At 34.2% G+C, this 20,220-nt stretch carries 18 protein-coding genes; 13 read left to right on the forward strand and 5 right to left on the reverse strand.

All coding sequences use genetic code 11. The features are described 5' to 3' along the window. Nucleotides 1-5: 5 nt before the first annotated feature. The gene (locus OD90_RS02800) at nucleotides 6-521 is read right to left on the reverse strand and encodes a lipocalin family protein (protein WP_144666260.1); all 516 of its coding nucleotides are present in this window, start codon (nucleotides 519-521) and stop codon (nucleotides 6-8) included. Nucleotides 522-580: 59 nt separating this feature from the next. On the opposite strand from OD90_RS02800, the gene OD90_RS02805 reads away from it, so the two are divergent. Next, on the forward strand, nucleotides 581-1,156 hold the full coding sequence (locus OD90_RS02805) for a pseudouridine synthase (RefSeq protein ID WP_144666263.1): 576 nt from the start codon (nucleotides 581-583) through the stop codon (nucleotides 1,154-1,156). Between the two features lies 1 nt (nucleotide 1,157). Here OD90_RS02805 and OD90_RS02810 read toward each other — a convergent pair whose 3' ends face one another. Continuing rightward, nucleotides 1,158-1,607, reverse strand: a complete 450-nt coding sequence (locus OD90_RS02810; RefSeq protein WP_144666266.1) for a cold-shock protein — start codon at nucleotides 1,605-1,607, stop codon at nucleotides 1,158-1,160. 311 nt (nucleotides 1,608-1,918) lie between these two features. Here OD90_RS02810 and OD90_RS02815 point away from each other — a divergent pair, with 311 nt between their 5' ends. Both OD90_RS02815 and OD90_RS02820 read left to right on the forward strand, forming a co-directional pair. Continuing rightward, nucleotides 1,919-2,233, forward strand: coding sequence for a hypothetical protein (locus tag OD90_RS02815; protein ID WP_144666269.1), 315 nt, complete (start codon nucleotides 1,919-1,921; stop codon nucleotides 2,231-2,233). A gap of 63 nt (nucleotides 2,234-2,296) precedes the next feature. Continuing rightward, nucleotides 2,297-2,647 (forward strand): DoxX family protein, encoded by a 351-nt coding sequence (locus OD90_RS02820; protein WP_144666273.1) that lies wholly within the window; start codon nucleotides 2,297-2,299, stop codon nucleotides 2,645-2,647. On the opposite strand, the gene OD90_RS02825 is transcribed toward OD90_RS02820, so the two are convergent. Continuing rightward, nucleotides 2,640-3,002, reverse strand: a complete 363-nt coding sequence (locus OD90_RS02825) for a DoxX family protein (protein WP_144666276.1) — start codon at nucleotides 3,000-3,002, stop codon at nucleotides 2,640-2,642. The genes OD90_RS02820 and OD90_RS02825 overlap by 8 nt on opposite strands. A gap of 152 nt (nucleotides 3,003-3,154) precedes the next feature. After that, nucleotides 3,155-4,906, reverse strand: coding sequence for an ABC transporter ATP-binding protein (locus OD90_RS02830; RefSeq protein ID WP_144666279.1), 1,752 nt, complete (start codon nucleotides 4,904-4,906; stop codon nucleotides 3,155-3,157). A 243-nt stretch (nucleotides 4,907-5,149) separates the two neighbouring features. On the opposite strand from OD90_RS02830, the gene OD90_RS02835 reads away from it, so the two are divergent. The 4 genes from OD90_RS02835 (at nucleotide 5,150) to OD90_RS02850 (ending at nucleotide 7,988) form a co-directional block, all read left to right on the forward strand. Beyond that, nucleotides 5,150-6,016: an RNA polymerase sigma factor RpoD/SigA gene (locus OD90_RS02835; protein WP_144666282.1), complete on the forward strand. Its 867-nt coding sequence runs from the start codon at nucleotides 5,150-5,152 to the stop codon at nucleotides 6,014-6,016. A 397-nt stretch (nucleotides 6,017-6,413) separates the two neighbouring features. Next, nucleotides 6,414-6,890, forward strand: coding sequence for an RNA polymerase sigma factor (locus OD90_RS02840; protein WP_409994637.1), 477 nt, complete (start codon nucleotides 6,414-6,416; stop codon nucleotides 6,888-6,890). A gap of 30 nt (nucleotides 6,891-6,920) precedes the next feature. Next, nucleotides 6,921-7,547 carry a hypothetical protein gene (locus OD90_RS02845; protein WP_144666288.1) on the forward strand — a complete coding sequence of 209 codons (627 nt, stop codon included), beginning with the start codon at nucleotides 6,921-6,923 and terminating at the stop codon, nucleotides 7,545-7,547. A 3-nt stretch (nucleotides 7,548-7,550) separates the two neighbouring features. Further along, nucleotides 7,551-7,988: a hypothetical protein gene (locus tag OD90_RS02850; protein ID WP_144666291.1), complete on the forward strand. Its 438-nt coding sequence runs from the start codon at nucleotides 7,551-7,553 to the stop codon at nucleotides 7,986-7,988. A 13-nt stretch (nucleotides 7,989-8,001) separates the two neighbouring features. Here OD90_RS02850 and OD90_RS02855 read toward each other — a convergent pair whose 3' ends face one another. Continuing rightward, on the reverse strand, nucleotides 8,002-9,174 hold the full coding sequence (locus tag OD90_RS02855) for a WD40/YVTN/BNR-like repeat-containing protein (protein WP_261374454.1): 1,173 nt from the start codon (nucleotides 9,172-9,174) through the stop codon (nucleotides 8,002-8,004). Between OD90_RS02855 and OD90_RS02860 the strand changes: the two genes are divergently transcribed. The 6 genes from OD90_RS02860 (at nucleotide 9,175) to OD90_RS02885 (ending at nucleotide 20,121) form a co-directional block, all read left to right on the forward strand. Beyond that, complete coding sequence (locus OD90_RS02860) at nucleotides 9,175-10,386, forward strand: RsmB/NOP family class I SAM-dependent RNA methyltransferase (protein ID WP_144666293.1); 1,212 nt, start codon at nucleotides 9,175-9,177, stop codon at nucleotides 10,384-10,386. Nucleotides 10,387-10,396: 10 nt separating this feature from the next. Next, nucleotides 10,397-11,419 (forward strand): endonuclease, encoded by a 1,023-nt coding sequence (locus OD90_RS02865; RefSeq protein WP_144666296.1) that lies wholly within the window; start codon nucleotides 10,397-10,399, stop codon nucleotides 11,417-11,419. Nucleotides 11,420-11,519: 100 nt separating this feature from the next. Continuing rightward, on the forward strand, nucleotides 11,520-15,266 hold the full coding sequence (gene purL, locus OD90_RS02870; RefSeq protein ID WP_144666299.1) for a phosphoribosylformylglycinamidine synthase: 3,747 nt from the start codon (nucleotides 11,520-11,522) through the stop codon (nucleotides 15,264-15,266). A 60-nt stretch (nucleotides 15,267-15,326) separates the two neighbouring features. After that, the gene (locus OD90_RS02875) at nucleotides 15,327-15,719 is read left to right on the forward strand and encodes a hypothetical protein (protein WP_144666302.1); all 393 of its coding nucleotides are present in this window, start codon (nucleotides 15,327-15,329) and stop codon (nucleotides 15,717-15,719) included. 124 nt (nucleotides 15,720-15,843) lie between these two features. Next, a complete protein-coding gene (locus OD90_RS02880; protein ID WP_144666305.1) occupies nucleotides 15,844-18,222 on the forward strand; it encodes a M14 family zinc carboxypeptidase in 2,379 nt (792 codons plus the stop codon). Nucleotides 18,223-18,351: 129 nt separating this feature from the next. After that, the gene (locus OD90_RS02885) at nucleotides 18,352-20,121 is read left to right on the forward strand and encodes an AMP-dependent synthetase/ligase (RefSeq protein ID WP_144666308.1); all 1,770 of its coding nucleotides are present in this window, start codon (nucleotides 18,352-18,354) and stop codon (nucleotides 20,119-20,121) included. Nucleotides 20,122-20,220 lie beyond the last annotated feature (99 nt).

The raw sequence follows: 20,220 nt of genomic DNA on the forward strand, positions 1-20,220 counted from the left end.
CTATTTTATTTATGATGAAAATCTCTACCCTTTATCTGTAGGTCTTGGTCTATTAAATAGTCAGAAATTCTACGTTTTTGACCGTATTGTGTATGCACAAATGATAGATGTAATGAATCTTTGCTTGCATGAAAAATTCTAAAATCTTTATAATTTTCAGTAGTACCTAATAATTTTGGAATCTGATTGCTTGTGATTCTAATATATGTAAAGTTTTGAGAGTCTTTTATGATTTTCCAAGAGCCTTTTAACGACTTTCCGCAATCACTATTTTCAATATTGTTATCATAAACATTGCCATCATTCATAAAAGTCTGCCTATACTTTAAAAAACAATCGCCCATATTCATTCTAGTTTTTCCATTGTATCTTTTTAATAGCTTCCAAGTTTTCAAACTGTCGCCAGCTATTATTTGTGCTAAGTCATCAGGTACTTGATAAGGCTCTTTTTTTATCTTTTCCTTGCACCTTGTAAAGCATAAGATAGCAACCAGACTAAACAAAAATGATGATTTTTTCATTTTTAAATATAAGCATTATACTTAGTATCATTAATTTCGTACAAAAGATAAAGTAAGGTATGCCGTTACATAAGCATTTTAAGTTATACAAACCTTATGGGTATATAAGTCAAATGCTAAGCAATGATGAAAGGCAATCCCGCAAAAAAAAATTTTTAAGTGATTTATATCCATTTCCTATGGGTGTTATGGCTATAGGGAGGCTTGATGAAAAGTCTGAAGGGTTATTACTTCTTACAACAGATGGGAAATTATCAGACATGATAAATAGATCTGGAGTAGAAAAAGAATATTATGCACAAGTAGATGGTCAAATTTCTGATAAGGAGATCAAAAAACTTAAAGAAGGAGTAACGATAGGTGTTAATGGTAAAAAATACTTAACAAAACCGTGTAAGGTACACATAGTTGATTCTCCTCAATTCCCGGATCGCAGTAAAAAGATTAGAGATAGTAGACATGGTCCTACTTCTTGGATATCAATTATTATAAAGGAAGGAAAATACAGACAGGTTAGGAAGATGACTAGTGCAGTAGGATTTCCAACTTTAAGACTTGTAAGAATAAGAATAGGCTCTCAAACCTTAAAAGATTTGGAGCCTAGTCAAGTAATTTCTGTAAAAAAACTTATTTGATTTATGCTAGTTTGCTTACGCGCACAGCATTCCATCCTTTTTGTCCTTTCTCAATTTCATATGAAACTTTATTCCCTTCTTTGAGTTCACCATCTCTTACTTCAGAAATGTGAACAAAGTATTTTTCTGGGGTATCTGCATCCTTAATGAATCCAAAACCTTTTGAAGCATCAAAAAATTCTACAAAACCAGTATGGATTGGATCTGGCTCATCGCCATCTTGTTTTTTTGGTATTCCTAGTACAATATCACCTACATCTACCTCTTCCTTAAGAGAGGGATCTGGTGGAGTATCAACTAATTGTCCTAAATGATTTACATAAATAAATTCATTTCTATCTACACCGCCATTCTCTTTTTTTGCTTCGCGCTTCTTACGCTTGTCTTCTGCCTTTTTTAGGCGCTTTTTTTCTCTTTCTTTTTTGCCAAAGGTTTCTTGTGGTCTTGCCATTAACTATTTTATAATTTTAATTTGAAAGCCTAAGTAGCTCTTAGACCCTTCACAGTTTGTAATATTAATTTATCTAAGTAAGTAGTAAATTATAACAAAGGTTAATACAACAGGTCGTGAATGGTTGTAAAGATACGTAATTAAATTGGATTTTAGTGTGGTATCCATGAGGTTACGCTTTCGCGAAAGCGTAAATTTTCAAATATATTGGAGTTAGTTCTATTAACTAAGTTGTTATTGTTTTCTTAGCAATGGGTTAAATAAATAAGAATATTTAATAAACCTCTTTACATTTATTAAAAACAGAAATTATGAAAAACGAGAAGAATAAAAGTAATAGTGATAAAGGTACTGACAATTATAATTCTAATATTACAAATGAGGATTTACAAGCCTTAGGCAAAGATTTTCAAAACAATATACGTCAAGATGGTGGAGATGACACTATGTTATCAGAAAGAAACAAGAAGGTTGATTTTGCTGGGAAAGATTTAGATATACCTGGAAGAACTGCTGCTAGTAAAAAAACCACAAATCGTATAACAGATGAAGAAAATATGCTTCACAGTCAAGGCAGCTCATCAAATGAGAATTTAGAAGAGCAAAGCGATCGATACACCAAATAGATTTTAATACTAATTAAAAGCGACTTTATGGTCGCTTTTTTTATTTAAGAACAAAAAACTCAAATGGTTTTAGTACACACAATTATTTTATGTCTTATAGGTTTTTCATTTCTTTATTATGGTGTGAGTTGCCTATCTTCAAGATTTATGATTACTGAGTTTGACCGTTTTGGTCTAAGTGAATCACAACGCAAAATCACAGGAGCTGCTCAAATATTAGGTGGATTAGGTATTTTGGCAGGTTTTTTATTTAATCCTCTCCAAGTAGTGGCTCTTACGGGTTTAGCTTTATTAATGTTTATGGGATGGATTATAAGGCTACAAACAAGGGATAATTTTAAAGCGGCTTTACCCGCTTTTTTATTATTTACCGTTTGCCTTTACCTCATTCACTATATACTAAACATTAAATAAGTACAATGACCGCAGATAGTATTAAGAACAGTAGTGCCGGAAATGACTTTTTAATAGGATCACTTATTTTAACATGCATTGCTATAGCTACTGCCATCATTAATACGATTCCTAAAGCACTGTAAAATTCTAATTCTGGATAAAAGATAGATAGCAACAATCCTATTGCTAAAGTGCATTTTACAATTCCTACTAGAATCATAGTCGTTTTTGAAAGCCCATATCGTGAAAACTCCTCTTCTAAGGATGATGCACCTCCTCCTCTCCATTGAGAACTTTTTCCATTACGAAGAAGCCACACGTTTAAGATACTTAAGCCTACAATAAGTTTAATAACAATTATAATATATTCCATAAAATTTATTTTTTATAAATCTAGAATAATATTTCTCACATCTCAAAGTTTTAGCATTGATTTATATTTTTCATAAAATAAAACTGATTAAAATAAAATCTATTTGAACTCAGGATATAACATTCAATAGACCAAAGAGGGTTCTATTTGATCTAAATTTTTGCTTGATACGTGTATAAATCATAATATCGACCCCTTTTTTGAATAAGTTCTTTATGGTTTCCTCTCTCTGCAATAGCTCCGCTTTCAATTACTAGAATTTGATCTGCCTTCTTTATTGTACTCAATCTATGCGCAATGACAATAGTTGTTCTATCCTTCACAAGTTGTGCTAAAGATTTTTGAATTAATGCTTCACTTTCTGTATCTAAATTAGAAGTGGCTTCATCTAAAATTATAATTTTTGGGTCTGCCAGGACGGCACGCGCTATAGCTATACGCTGTCTTTGTCCTCCAGAAAGTTTTACACCTCGCTCCCCTATTAACGTATCGAGCCCATTTTCAAAACGATCTGTAAACTCATTTACATAGCCGGCTTTTACAGCTGCAAGTAACTGTTCATCGGTTGCTTCTGGTCTAGGAAATAAAATATTTTCACGAATACTTCCTTCAAACAAAAACTCATCTTGAAGCACGACTCCCAAGTACTTTCTAAAGGTAGAAAGCTTTACTTTAGATAAATCTTTACAATCAATACTTACAGTGCCAGATTGTGGGCTTAAAAACGAAGCTGCTAGGCCAGCTATAGTAGACTTCCCAGAACCAGAACTTCCCACTAGAGCAATTGTCTGCCCAGCATTTGCTTCAAAGGAAACATCATGAATAACTTGCTTTCCTTTTTCATAGGAAAAAGAAACATTGTTAAATTTTATATCTCCTATTAGACGATTAAGAGTTATGTCTCGATCCCCTATTTGATCTTCTGGAGTAAGATTCATCAACTCTTCTGTACGATCTAGGCCCGCAAGCGCCTCTGTAAGTTGGCTTCCTATATTACTCATTTGAACAATAGGTGCAATCATAAACCCTAGCAATAAAGTAAAGAAAAGAAACTCTCCAGTTGTCATCTCTCCTTCTATCATAAAATACCCCCCTATTCCCATAATACCTACAGAAGCTAATCCAAGAAGAAATGTAGAGGAACTAGTCATCACAGCTGTAGCTGTAAGACTTTTTTTTACATTTTGGTAAAGTCTATCTACTCCTTCTTCAAAAGATTTATTTTCTTGGGCCTCTGCCCCAAAACCTTTGATCACACGTACTCCGGAAAGTGTTTCTGTAAGTCTACCTTTTACCTCTGCATTAATTTTTCCTCTATTTCTAAAAATAGGCCTTATATATTTAAATGCTCTCAAGGCAACATAGCCAAATATAGCTACAGGTAAAAACACAAAGAGTGTCATAAGTGGGTTGATATCTATCAATAATACAAGAGATACTACTGCTGTGATCGTACCTCCTACGAGTTGTACTAAACCAGTGCCTATTAAATTACGTACACCTTCCACGTCACTCATAATACGTGAAACTAAAGCTCCAGATTTAGAATTATCAAAAAAGCTTATAGGCAATGAAAGAACCTTTTTTTGCACCTGAGCTCTTAACTCCGAAATAAGATACTGCGCTTGTACACTTAATATGCGAGTGAGTAAAAAAGATGTTACAGCCTGAATAAGAAGAGCAAAACCCACTAACCATAAAAGATCATATAGCGCAGGAAAGTCTTTGTTAGGAATTACTTCATCTAATAATGCTTTAGACTTCCAAGGCAATACTAAACTTGCAAGTCTACCTATAACAATTAAAATCAGGCCAATAAAAACTAGTTTTCTACGTGGCCATATAATTGTTTTAAATGCAGATAATATGGTAACATTTTGTTTAGTACGATTTGGATTTTTCATAGAAGACAAAGATAGGAAGGTAAAAGCGGTTACGCTTTCGCGAAAGCGTGCTTCTCAATAAATTTTGAATTTTGTTAACAATAATGAAGGTGTTAAATGTTAATTATATCACAACAACGGTCGGTGGTCTTTTGATTTTACTGGGCTCACAAAATAAAAATTAACTATTAGCGTTAAATATTTGCTTTTGTACACCTTTTAGGTTATTATGGGAGCTATTCACATATAATACATATATAATAAATGAGACAACTCAAAATCACCAAGCAGGTTACTAATAGGGAGACGAAGTCCTTGAATAACTACCTACAAGATGTCAGTAAGATTGACCTTATAACCGCAGAGGAAGAAGTTGAATTAGCACAGCGTATTCAAAAAGGTGACGAAAGAGCTCTTAATGAACTCACTAGAGCAAATTTACGTTTTGTAATTTCTGTTGCAAAGCAATACCAGAATCAGGGATTATCTTTATCAGATTTAATAAATGAAGGAAATGTAGGTCTTGTAAAAGCGGCCAAACGATTTGACGAAACTCGTGGGTTTAAATTTATCTCTTATGCCGTATGGTGGATTAGACAATCTATTCTTCAAGCCATTGCAGAGCACGCAAGAACTGTACGTTTACCATTAAATAAAATTGGTGAGATCAGTAAAATTAACAAAGCTATGGTGTATTTACAACAAGTACACGAGCGCAAACCTACCCCATCAGAAATTGCTAAGCATCTTGATATTTCTGAAGAAAAAGTGAAAATTTCTCTTCAAAATGTAAGTCGTAGTTTGAGTATGGATGCTCCATTTGCCGAAGGGGAAAATGACAATAACTTATACGATGTATTAAGTTCTAGTGAGTCTCCTAGACCAGATAGAGAGCTTTTACAAGAATCTCTAAGCATTGAAATTGATAGAGCTTTAGATACTCTTACTGAAAAAGAAGCAGAGGTTGTAAGACTTAATTACGGTCTTGGAAATCAGCCAGCAATGACACTACAAGAGATAGGTGATATTTATGATTTAAGTAGAGAAAGAGTTCGCCAAATTCGCGAAAAAGCTATCAAAAGACTTAGGCATACGTCTAAAAGTAAAATCCTAATGAAATACCTGGGATAATGACATGTCATTAAAACTTAAAAAAGCCCGTTTTAAAACGGGCTTTTTTAGTTGTATGTTAGATTAAACAATGCATCTTGGGGGCAAACATTATTTAGATCTAACATTTTAAATCAATTTACGAATTGGGGGTAATTCATTGATTATCTTTCAATAACAGGACAAATATAGAATCAATTTTAAAACTACACAAGAAAAATTTACACTTTATCGATGTTTTTGTGCATTTAATCGTTTTGCGATCTAATTATGGGAGATTAGTTGAACAATTAAAAAATAATTGGAGTTGCTTTAAACTATATAACTTTGAAGTTGTCAAAAAGTAAAACTTACCATCATAGAAGAACTTGACTTAATACGGATACTTCAGGATAATCCATCTGACCCAGCGTTTGATATTCTCATAAAAAGATATCAAGAGCAGCTCTACTGGCACATACGAGGTATTGTAAAGAACCATGAAGATACAGATGATCTTTTACAAGAAGTGTTTGTAAAGGTGTATCGCAATATCCATAAATTTAAAGGAGACAGTAAGCTTTATACATGGCTCTATCGCATTGCTACTAATGAATCTCTTACCTTTTTAAAAAAACGTGCGCGACGCTATCAAATTTCTAATGAAGAAGTACAACAACAGATAATAGATAATCTAGAAAGTGATGTCTACTTTAGCGGTGATGAAATACAGTTAAAGCTTCAAAAAGCCATAGCTACATTACCAGAAAAACAAAGACTTGTTTTTCAAATGAAGTACTTTCAAGATTTAAAATATGAAGAAATGAGTACTATTCTAGAAACCTCTGTAGGTGCTCTCAAAAGCTCTTTTCATATTGCCACTAAGAAAGTAACAGCTATACTAACCGAAGATTAAACTAAAGCTTTTAATTATAGTCTTATAATAGTGAAAGAAAAAGAAAATATACCAAAAGATTCTGGCTTCAAAATACCTGAGAGTTATTTTGGAAAAAGTTTTACTTCTATAAAAGATAGAATTGAGCTGGAAAAAGCGATTCCTAGCGACTCCAATAACTTTGGTTTTAAGGTGCCACACGATTATTTTGAATTAAACGAAACCATATTAAAAAATCGTATCGCATTTGAACAAAAAGTAAATGGACAACTAAGTCAAGGCTTTGAGGTGCCTGATGGTTATTTTGAAAAGTTAAATTTTGATATAAATATACTTTCGCGAAAGCAAAATGCGCCAATAGCCTTTGAAAATAAGAAATCAAAGGTAATAACTTTAAAGAAATACATTTATCCAGCAATTGCAATTGCAGCTACTTTCTTATTACTTTTTAGTGTTTTTGCAACACAGGACTCTACAAATGGTATAGAGAGCATAGAAGTGGCCTCAATTACAGAGTATTTTGATAAACATGATTCCACATTTTATGAAACTGATCTAGAAGAACTTCTCACCGAAGAAGATTTACGATCACTAGAAAGTGATGTGGCAGTAGAAGAAACTTTACTTATAGACTATCTTGAAGACAGAACAGATAGCTATGATTTTTATATGCAATAACGAATGAAAACATACTTTTTTACTTTACTTGTATTAATCAGCTTTGTGACTGCTTTTGGGCAACAAACCTCAAAGAAAGAACGTATACAAGCTCTAAAAATAGCCTTTATGACAGAGCGTATTGATCTCTCTGCTAAAGAAGCACAGCAGTTTTGGCCTGCATATAATGATTTTGAAGAAAGACTTAGTACAATACACTCAGAAGAGCGTAAGACCTTTAAGTTCATCAGAGAAAATATTGATGCCATGGATGAAGCTATGGCAAAAACAGCCTTTGAAAAGTTAGAAGACTTTGAAGAAAATAAAGTAGACGCTAGAGAAAAATTATTAGACAAGCTAAAAAACGTTCTCTCTTATAAGAAAACGCTAATTTTCATTAAAGCTGAAGGTGACTTTAAGCGTAATTTGTTACAAACACTCCGTGGTGGCCGTCGCAACTAAAGCAATATGTAGCCTATTTGAATTCTAAAAAAGCAAGTTTATTAGTTCCGCTAGCAATTGCCGTTGTGTCATTGATAAACCTGAAACTAAGAAAAGCTTCATTAGATAATTTTGTCCACGAATTTCCTCCGTTACTGGAATAAGTTATTCCAGTAAAGCCCATCGCTACAATTTCATTTCCATTAGAATTTGGAACGTATTGCACGCAACTTTTATACCCATCATTAGATCCACTTGCTCTGAGATGCCAGGTTTTACCACCATCAATAGTAGAAGCGATATTTGAAATATTTTGAAAAGGCATGGTATAATCCCCTCCATATATAATTCCAGATTTATCATTATAAAAATCCATTGTATACGCTCCTTGTGTGCTTTTACCCTGTAATAATGGGGTAGAATAAACCTCCCAAGTAATGCCTTTATCTGGAGAGTAAAAAATTCGGGAAGCTCCTCCTCCACTTACAATCCATGTTTTATTACCTATTACTTTGATATTTGTATCACTAGCCGCAAAGGCCGCTTCCCCTTCTAGACTATTAGGAAAATTATTACAAGAGATTTTATCCCAGCTATTTCCACCATCTCTAGTAATTAATATAGACAAGCAATTCTCTATAGGATCACCTATGGCAATACCTTCTTGAGAATTCCAAAAACTCATAGAGTCATAAAAATTTCTCTGATCTAAGTCTTCATAAACTTGATCTATTTTCTTTGTACTAATATTATAACTGTATAATAGTGCTGGACTACCTATTGACAAAAAAAATACTTTGCTATCAGTAATTGCTAAACTTCTAAATGAAGGATTTATGCCTAAAGAAGTGACGGAACTATCATATCTATCTGAAATAACTATAGAATTTACATTATTCTCGCTCTGAATATAATCAAATATTAACACTCCATAATGACCATTACTACCTGCGTAAGCAATATAATTATCATATATTTCTAATGCCCTTATGCTCGTACTGTCTATCTGTAATTTTTTTGAAGTGACAGAAGTAAAATATTTCCTTTGATTTTTTTTAAAAATTAATCGCTCTTTTTGATTTGCTTTGCATGAAATAAAAGCTATTAGAATTAGATAAATTATATACGTACGTCTCACCATCAAAATTTTAGTAAAAATAGAACTATCTGTGGGAGAACCAATACCTTTGCAAATTGAAATAATCATATGAAATTACATAGAAATTTAGTGTTTGCAGCAGTTGATGCCTTGGGGATGATCTTTAACGATAGTGAGCAAGCAGATAAAGTATTGCGCAAAGTTCTTAAGTTTGATAAACGTTGGGGCTCAAGAGACAGAGGATTTATAGCAGAAACCGTATATGATATTGTACGATGGAAACGTCTGTATTCTGAAATTGCAGAAGTTAAAGCTCCCTACAGCAGACCAAATCTTTTTAGGTTGTTTGCAGTGTGGGCAACATTAAGGCGTATTGAAGTGCCTGATTGGAAACAAATGGAACCTATCCCATCGAGGCGTATTAAAGGACGTTTTGATGAACTTTCAAAAATAAGAAAGTACAGAGAGTCTATTCCGGACTGGCTAGACGAGCTCGGAGAAAAAGCTTTAGGTAAAAAATGGGATGCAGAAATGGCTGCTCTTAATACACAAGCCCAGGTTGTTTTACGTGCAAACACATTAAAAGCTAGTGTAAAAGAAGTAAGAAATACACTTGCTGATCAAGATGTGGATACAAAAATTCTAGACGGCTATCCTGATGCACTAGAATTGATGGAACGTAAGAATGTGTTTACATCTGAAGCCTTCAAAAATGGTTATTTTGAAGTACAAGACGCTTCTTCTCAAAGGGTAGCAAGATATGCAGATGTTAAACCTGGAATGCGCGTTGTAGATACCTGTGCAGGTGCTGGTGGTAAATCGTTACATCTTGCGGCTTTGATGGAAAACAAAGGTCAAATCATTGCAATGGATATCTATGAAGGTAAATTAAAAGAACTCAAGCGTCGTGCGAAGAGAGCAGGTGCCCACAACATTGAAACTAGGGAGATTGACTCTACAAAAGTTTACAAAAAATTGTATAATACAGCAGATCGAGTTGTGATTGACGCTCCTTGTAGCGGCCTAGGAACGATCAAGCGTAACCCAGATCTAAAGTGGAAACTGCAACCAGACTTTTTAGAAAAAGTAATTCAAAGACAAGCAGAAATCTTAAACAATTACAGTAAAATTGTAAAAGAAAATGGAAAGTTGCTTTATGCAACCTGCTCAATTTTACCTAGAGAGAATCAAGAGCAAGTACAAGCATTTTTGGCAACAGAACAAGGTCAAAAATTTATACTAGATAAAGAAGAAACAATTAGTCCAGCAAAAACTGGATATGATGGTTTTTATATGGCACTGCTTTCGCGAAAGCAATAAATGAACACCCATGAAAAAAATTATATTTTTACTTTTATTTTTACCTCTTTTTAGTTTTGGTCAACAAGATTATTATGATGATACTGCTGTGTATCTTACTGGTAGTGATCTGCTACTAGAATTAAGAGCGACTCTTTCAAGTTATAATCAAAATTACACATATGGTGACTTTAGACAGACCACTTTAATCACAGATGCAAATCCAGAAAATGCTTCAGAAGTTCTATTAATTTATGGTTATAATGATACAGATGGAGATTGTACGACAGATCGAACCAGAGCAAACAGTGAGTTTGGAGGTAGCAACTGCGATTTTAATAGAGAACACACATTTCCTCGAAGTCTTGCAAACCCAAGTATGGGATCTGCAAATAATAGTAGTACTGGGATTGTAGCCGATCCTCATAACCTACGACCTAGTGACGTACAGCGTAATGGAAATAGAGGCTCTAAAAAATTTGCAGATGGTTCTGGTAACTCTGGAGATGTAGGGTCTGGTTACTGGTATCCTGGGGATGAATGGAAAGGTGATGTAGCCCGTATTGTAATGTATATGTACACTCGTTACGGCGAGCAATGCTTGCCATCACTCGTAGGAGAAGGATCTCTTCAAGAAAATACAGAAATGTTGCAGTTATTTCTACAATGGAATGTAGATGACCCTGTCTCACAACAAGAAATGCAACGTAATGATCCTTTAGAAAATGAATACGGTAGCAGAAACCCATTTATAGATAACCCCATCCTTGCAACAAATATTTGGGGAGGTCCAGAAGCAGAAGATTTCTGGGGAGAGCTTTCTACAATCTCTTTTACAAAACCGACTGTTACTTTATATCCAAATCCTGCTGACACCTATTTTCAAATCAATACTTCTAATCCGCTTACGGATGTAATTATTTACGATATAACTGGAAAGAAGATATTTTCGAATAGAGTTGAAGCTGCTCAAAATATAGATATTTCTTTTCTTAGTTCTGGGATGTATTTAGTTCAAATTGATAAATATGTAAGTAAATTATTAGTAAAGTAGAGAATAATCTAATTTCTTATGAAGAAATAATTTTTAGATATTTTTATTCTACGGAATATCTTAAATTTGTCCTTATCACAAATACAACAAAACTACTCGGATGATCCACTTTTTTGGTAACCCTCAAGATACTGTGTATGCAGTGCAAACCCAGCAAGATTTAACAAAAAAGGCCATTTCAAAATTAGTATGGCTTTTTGGCAACTCTCCACAACTCGAAGCGTCTATTATTGACGCTTTTTTTATTGGTCCTCGTGCAGCAATGATTACCCCATGGAGTACAAATGCTGTTGAAATTACCCAGAATATGGGTATTGGAGGGATTTTAAGAATTGAAGAGTTTGCTTTCGCGAAAGCAAAATCAAAATCAAGACAAGATATCTCTACAAATCCTTTTCCCTCTATAGATGACTCTTCCATACACTTAACAACAGCGATCCCTGATTTTGATCCGATGATTTCTCAGTTATACACAAAATTGGATCAAGAAATATTTACGATACATGTTGTTCCTGAAGAAATTCTTCCTATTAATAATATTGCTAGCTACAATGAAAAAGAAGGCTTATCACTAAGTGATGAAGAAGTGATTTATTTAAATCAAGTTTCTGAAAAAATTGGTAGACCACTGACTGATTCTGAGGTGTTTGGTTTTAGCCAAGTAAATTCTGAGCATTGTCGGCATAAAATATTTAACGGCACGTTTGTTATCGATGGAGAAGAAATGCCTTCATCATTATTTAAATTAATAAAAGAAACAAGTAAAGCACATCCTGGCGGCATTGTTTCGGCTTACAAGGATAATGTAGCATTTATTGAAGGTCCTATGGCCACACAATTTGCACCAGACACCCCAGATAAACCAGATTTTTATAAAGAAAAAGAATTTGAAAGTGTTATTTCTCTTAAGGCTGAAACTCATAACTTTCCAACTACAGTAGAGCCATTTAATGGAGCCGCTACAGGTTCTGGTGGTGAGATTAGAGATAGGCTCGCTGGTGGAAAAGGCTCACTTCCACTTGCAGGAACCGCCGTTTATATGACTCCATTCTCTAGGCTTGAAGCAAATAGATCTTGGGAGAATAATATGACAGAAAGAAAATGGCTATACCAGAATCCCATTGACATTCTAATTAAGGCTTCAAACGGAGCTTCAGATTTTGGAAATAAATTTGGACAACCCTTAATCGCAGGGTCTGTTCTCACCTTTGAGCACGAAGAGGATGGACGCAGATTGGGATACGATAAAGTAATAATGCAAGCCGGAGGAATTGGTTATGGTAAGAGAGAACAGGCGTTAAAAGACACGCCAACAGAAGGAGATAAAATTGTAATTATAGGAGGAGAAAATTATAGAATTGGTATGGGTGGTGCCGCTGTTTCGAGTGCAGATACAGGCGCGCTAGATTCTGGGATTGAACTTAATGCCGTTCAACGTTCTAACCCAGAAATGCAAAAACGTGCAGCAAACGCTGTTCGGGGTATGGTTGAGAGCGATTTTAACCCAATCGTTTCTATACACGACCATGGAGCTGGAGGACACCTAAACTGTCTATCTGAGTTAGTTGAAGATACTGGAGGTCTCATTGATCTAGACAAATTACCAGTGGGTGATCCTACGTTATCTGCCAAAGAAATTATTGGGAATGAATCTCAAGAACGTATGGGTTTAGTCATAGGTAAAGAAAATTTAAATATTTTAAAGCGTATTGCAGACCGTGAACGCGCACCTATGTACACTGTAGGTGATGTAACTAATAATGATAGATTTACCTTCCAAAGCAGTAGTACTGGTAAAAGCCCAATGGATTTACAGCTAGAAGATATGTTTGGAAGCTCTCCTAAAACGGTAATGACAGACAAAACTATCGAGCGTAGCTATGCGAGCCCCAAATATGAGCTCGGGAACTTTCATGACTACTTAGAACAAGTATTGCAACTAGAGGCTGTAGCTTGTAAAGACTGGCTTACAAATAAAGTAGATCGCTGTGTTGGAGGCCGTGTGGCAAAACAGCAATGTGCTGGTCCTTTACAGCTTCCACTCAATAATGTAGGGGTCATGGCTCTGGATTTTAAAAGCACAGAAGGAGTTGCTACAAGTATAGGTCACTCCCCTATCTCTGGTCTCATCGATCCTATTGCAGGAAGTAAAAATAGTATTGCAGAAGCACTTACAAATATAGTTTGGGCACCTCTTACAAAAGGTCTCAGTTCTGTAAGTCTATCTGCAAACTGGATGTGGCCCTGTAAAAATGAAGGTGAAGATGCAAGACTTTACAAAGCTGTAAAAGCAATATCAGAAATGGCTATCAACTTAGGGATTAATGTTCCTACAGGTAAGGATAGCTTATCTATGAAACAAAAATATCCTGATGGAGATGTAATTGCTCCTGGTACAGTAGTAATTAGTGCCGCAGGAAGCTGTAATGATATTAATCAGGTAGTAGAACCTGTTCTTCAAAAAGATAGAGGGCATATTTATTACATTAATATGTCTGGTGATTCTTATAAACTAGGAGGTTCTAGCTTTGCACAAGTGTGTAAAACTATAGGACATGAGGCACCTACAATAGTGGATGATGCCGCTTTCGCGAAAGCGTTTAACACCTTACAAACTCTTATAAAAGATGGTAAAATTTGCGCTGGACATGACGTTGCTAGCGGTGGTCTTATCACTACCCTACTAGAACTATGTTTTGCAGACAAAGATTTAGGAGCAGATTTTGACCTTACTCCTCTTGGAGAGCAAGACCTTATAAAGCTATTGTTTTCTGAAAATGCAGGGGTAGTTTTTCAAGCTGTAGATGATTCAATTGAAGAAGTTTTGGTCGCAAATAATATACTATTTTCAAAAATAGGTTCAGTTACAACCAAAGCTGAACTTACTATCAAAAATAATTCTGTAGAATTAGGACTAAACATCAGCTCACTACGCGATACATGGTTTAAAACTTCTTACTTACTAGATGAATATCAAACAGCAAATGGCTTAGCAAAAGAGCGTTTTGATAACTATAAGACACAACCTTTACAATATAATTTTCCACTAAATTTCAGCGGAACATTACCTACTATTGATATAAGCAAAAAACGACCTAAAGCTGCTATTTTACGTGAAAAAGGCAGTAATTCAGAACGTGAGATGGCAAACGCTATGTATCTCGCAGGCTTTGACGTCAAAGATGTTCATATGACAGACCTTATAGAGGGTAGAGAGACATTAGAAGATATACAATTTCTTGGTGCTGTTGGTGGTTTTTCAAATAGTGATGTCCTAGGCTCAGCAAAAGGTTGGGCAGGTGCAATTAAGTATAATGAAAAAGCTAACAAAGCAATTAAAAATTTCTTCGCGCGTGAAGACACTCTTTCTGTGGGGATATGTAATGGCTGTCAGCTTTTCTTAGAACTAGATCTTATAAATCCGGAGCACGAGAAACTAGCTAAAATGACCTACAACTTAAGTCAAAAACATGAAAGCAACTTTACATCTGTTGTTATTCAAAAAAATAATAGTGTGATGCTCTCAAGTCTTGAGGGTACAACATTAGGTGTATGGATATCTCATGGGGAAGGAAAGTTTAATTTACCTATGACACAAGAAAACTATGATATAGTAGCCACCTATGCTTATGATAGCTACCCTTCAAACCCTAATGGCTCTGATTACAATACAGCGATGATTTGTGATACTACAGGTCGTCACCTTGCAACAATGCCACATATTGAACGTTCTACATTCCCATGGAACTGGGCACATTATCCAAAAGGTCAAAACCATAAAGTTAGTCCTTGGATTGAAGCCTTTGTAAATGCAAGAATTTGGGTAGAAAATAACTCAATTATATAATCTTAAAAGTCTCACTACAGTGAGACTTTTTTGTACTCTTACGGTTTTAAAATATACATTATGAAAACATCCATTATAAAAAAAGGTTTTATTGCAGCTGGACTTTCCAATATTGTAGGAGTACTTTTGTTCTCAAAACTATTTACAAACCAAATTTTAATGAATCAAGATCCAGAAGTTATGGGTGCTTTTGGTCTCGTGATGATCATGTTTTGGGGATTAGCATTTATAGCAGCTTCAGATAAATTCCAAAGCCTGCGCTGGCTTGTAGGCGTATTTATCCTAGAGAAAATTTCTTATGTAATTGCATACGTAATATGGTTTTCTAATAATTCGATTTTAGAAGTTTATGAAAAGGATTTTTTTGCAGGGATTTTTTATTCAGTGTATGGGTTGAATGATTTTATATTCTTTCTCTTTTTTAGTTATGTTTTTTTAAAGCTAAAAAAGTAATTTTTCATCCTTTTGCATGATCTCTATAATTACTTTGATTAGTTTGTTGTGTATTATGTTTATTTTCGGTCTCAAAATTAATTTTTAATATAGGTTAGTAACTTAATCTATGTAATTACAAAAAATGAAAAGTTCCTTACTAGTAGTTATGATTTTACTTGCGTCTTTTTTCGCGAATGCACAACAACAAAATATTAACTACAAAAGAGCAAAAATTTATTTAGATGCAGAGCACACCTTAAAACAGCTAAATAATCTAGATATACCAGCAGATCATGGAATTCATAAAGATGGTAAGTTCATAATTTCAGATTTCTCAACTGATGAAATAGATCGTGCCGTATCAAAAGGCTATAAGATCTCTATTATTAATGAAGATATCAAAGCATATTATAAAAATCAAATTAATGAGCAACATAGTTCAAACAATATAAGTTGTACAACTACTGATGATTTTTCCTATACAACTCCAGAGAATTTTAATCAAGGCTCAATGGGTGGATACTTTACATATCAAGAGCTTCTGAATGAATTAGATGATATGGCTACTCAATTTCCTAATCTAATAACTCCTAAGACGCAAATAAGCAATTTTCTAACAGAGGGAACCTCAAATACCGATGTAAGTCCGTCCATAGGAAATAACCCTATTTATTGGGTGAGAATTAGCGACAACCCTTCTTCTGATGAAGATGAATCTGAAATCCTTTATACTTCAATTCATCACGCAAGAGAACCTATGTCTCTTATGAATTTAGTGTTTTACATGTGGTATTTATTAGAAAATTATGAAACAGATAGTGCCATAAAAGCACTTGTAGATAATAGTGAATTATATTTCATTCCAGTTGTAAATCCAGATGGATATTTATATAATGAAATTACAGATCCAAATGGTGGAGGATTATGGCGTAAAAACCGAAATAATACTACAGGAGTTGATAATAATAGAAATTATGACTATCATATAAATGGAGATGAAACAAATGGTTCTTGGGGTGGTTCTGGATCATCCAATAATCCATCAAGTGATACTTATCATGGGACTGAACCATTCTCTGAGATAGAGAATAAAGCTGTAAAGTGGTTTGTAGAGCAACATGAATTTACCGTAGCTTTAAATAATCACACATTTGGAGAAATTCTCTACTATCCCTTTGGTTATGCAGATGTTCCAACATCAGATGATAGTTTATATCAAGGTCTTGGATCACTACTTACTTCTAAAAATAATTATGATGCCTTTCGAGATTATCCATATGCTGGTGATAGCGATGATTTTATGTATGGTACCGTAGGTACTCATGAAAAGATTTTTGCATTTACACCAGAAATTGGAACTTCATTTTGGCCACCAGCAAGTGATATTATAGATACCTGTAAAAAAATGATGTACCTCAATCTGACAGCTGCTAGAGTTATTCAAAATTATGCATCTGTAGAAGATACTAGTACTACTTTTATATCCTCTACTAATACTACTGCAAACTTTTTATTACAACGACTTGGTATTAAAGGCACAGGTGATTTTACAGTAACCTTTATTCCAGTGAGTAATAACATAGTTGACCATAGTGAATCAATTACATTTGTTCAACTAGAACAATTTGAAGAAGTAACACAGAGTATAGACTATAGTTTAGATACAGGCATTTCTAATGGAGATCCGATTATCTATGATCTTGTTGTGGAAAATGGAATTTATAATTTAAGCAAACGCATAACAAAAATATATGGAGAAACAGAGCAATTATTTCTAGATGAAGGAAATAGTACTACTGAAAATTTTGAAAATAATAATTGGGAAACGACAACCAGCACCTTTGTATCTGCATCTAGTTCTATAACTGATAGTGCTGACGGCGACTATCAAAACGGTACTAATAGTAGCATAGAACTTTCTAATGGAATTGACTTATCAAATGCAGTTGCTGCATCAATGAATTTTTATACAAAATGGGATATTGAAGATACTTGGGATTACGTACAGTTGGAAGTATCAATTGACAATAGACAAACCTGGGAGGCTCAATGCGGAAAATACACTACTGCTGGTACAAATAATCAACCCATAGGTGAACCTCTCTATGATGGGGTTCAAGAAGATTGGACGTTTGAAGAGGTTGATTTGTCAGATTATATAGGAGAGAGTATTTTAATTAGATTCAAATTAGTTACAGATTCTGGAGTAACTAGAGACGGGTTTTATTTCGATGATTTGTCATTTAATATAATCAACAATGATAATTTAAGCGTGGATGATAGTGCTTTCGCGAAAGCGTTTTCTATATCTCCAAATCCTACCTTAGGAAAAATTGAAATATTATCATCAATTGACAACTATCATATAGAAGTCGTTGACATAGCTGGAAGAAAATTATTCAATAAAAAAATAAATTCTAAAAAAATATTTGTTGATCTTAGTTCTTATGCATCAGGAATCTATTTTATTAGATTACAAAAAGAACAAAACATTGAGAGTTTTAAGATACTCAAACTCTAAAAATAGAATTCATGTAATAGAATATCAAGAGTATACATTATATTTATAAGAATACTTAAGTAATTTGTGAATATGGCAATAAAAACCGTTCAAAATTCCCTATTTTGTAGCACTAATTAAATGATCTTTATGGAAATTACCAGACTTTTTGATTTTCCTTATTACCAACTGGAAAAATATAATTTAACAGACGCGCTTAATACTAAAGTTAACGGTGAGTGGGTTTCGACATCAACTCAAGAGTACTTAGATAAGGCAAATGCACTGAGTAGAGGCTTGCTAAGATTGGGTGTAGAACGCAATGATAAGATTGCAGTTATCTCGATGAACAATCGTACAGAGTGGAATATTTGCGATATAGGGATCTTGCAATTAGGCGCTCAAAATGTACCTATCTATCCTACTATCTCTCAAGAAGATTATGCGTATGTATTAAATCATTCTGAATCAAAGTACGTTTTTGTTTCTTGTCAAGAAGTATACGATAAGGTATTTGCAATTAAAGATCAGGTTCCTTCTCTTAAGGAAATCTATTGCTTTGACCAATTATCAAGTTGTAAAAATTGGTCTGAAGTATTAGATTTAGGTGCAGACAAATCTAACCAAGAGCAAGTAGATCAAATGAAAGCTGCTGTAGGAACAAAAGATCTTGCAACTCTTATTTATACTTCTGGTACTACAGGTAGACCTAAAGGTGTAATGCTCTCTCATGAAAACATTGTTAGTAATGCACTAGCTAGTTCTCATAGATTACCCATACCTTCTACAAATGTAAGAGCATTAAGCTTTTTACCTGTTTGTCATATATATGAGCGTATGTTGATGTATTTATATCAATATATGGGTGTATCCATATACTTTGCAGAGTCCCTTGAAACTATAAGTGATAACCTTAAAGAGGTGAAGCCTATTGTTATGACAGCAGTACCTAGGTTATTAGAAAAAGTTTACGATAAAATCATTGCAAAGGGTGCAGATCTTACAGGTGTAAAAAAGAAATTATTTTTCTGGGCAGTAGAGCTTGGGCTAGAATACGAACCTTATGGTCAGAATGGGTGGTGGTATGAGAAAAAGCTAGCTCTCGCTCGAAAACTAATATTTTCAAAATGGAAAGAAGGATTAGGAGGTAATTTACAACTCATCGCTTCTGGAAGTGCTGCTTTGCAACCTAGACTAGCACGTATCTTTAATGCTGCAGAAATGGGCATTATGGAAGGTTATGGACTTACAGAAACATCTCCTGTTTGTTCTGTAAATGATATGCGTGATGGAGGCTTTAGAATAGGAACAGTAGGAAAACTACTTCCAGGTGTAGAGGTGAAAATAGCAGAAGACGGGGAGATTTTAGTAAAAGGACCTAACGTGATGATGGGCTACTATAAGGATCAAGAAAAAACCGATGAAGTAATTAAAAATGGTTATTTCCATACAGGGGATATTGGCCTTATAGACAAAGATGGTTTCCTTAAAATTACGGATCGTAAAAAAGAAATGTTTAAAACTTCTGGTGGAAAGTACGTAGCACCACAGTTATTAGAGAATAGGTTTAAACAATCCCGCTTTATTGAACAAATTATGGTTATAGGTGAAGGCGAGAAAATGCCAGCAGCTATCATACAGCCTAATTTCGAATTTTTAGAGGACTGGGCTAAGCGAAAAGAAATACAAGTAACAGACCATAAGTCACTTATTAGCCATGAGCGTATCGTTAATCGCTTAGAACGGGAAATGAATGAGGCAAATGAAAGCTTTGCTAAGTGGGAGAAAGTAAAAGCATTTCGACTTACAGAAGACGCTTGGACTGTAGAAGGCGGACAACTCACCCCAACAATGAAGCTTAAACGTAAAGTAATAAAAGAACAATACAAAGATTTATACAATGACATCTACGGTCATTAATCGTTTGTAATTACATTAAATTTAAAACGGCAATATCCCTGAAGTACTTACTTCAGGATATTGCCGTTTTTTTTGCTATTTGCAGCTGTTTTTAAATAA

It is taken from the genome of Dokdonia sp. Hel_I_53 (assembly GCF_007827465.1).
In the GTDB taxonomy this organism is placed as follows: Bacteria; Bacteroidota; Bacteroidia; order Flavobacteriales; family Flavobacteriaceae; genus Dokdonia.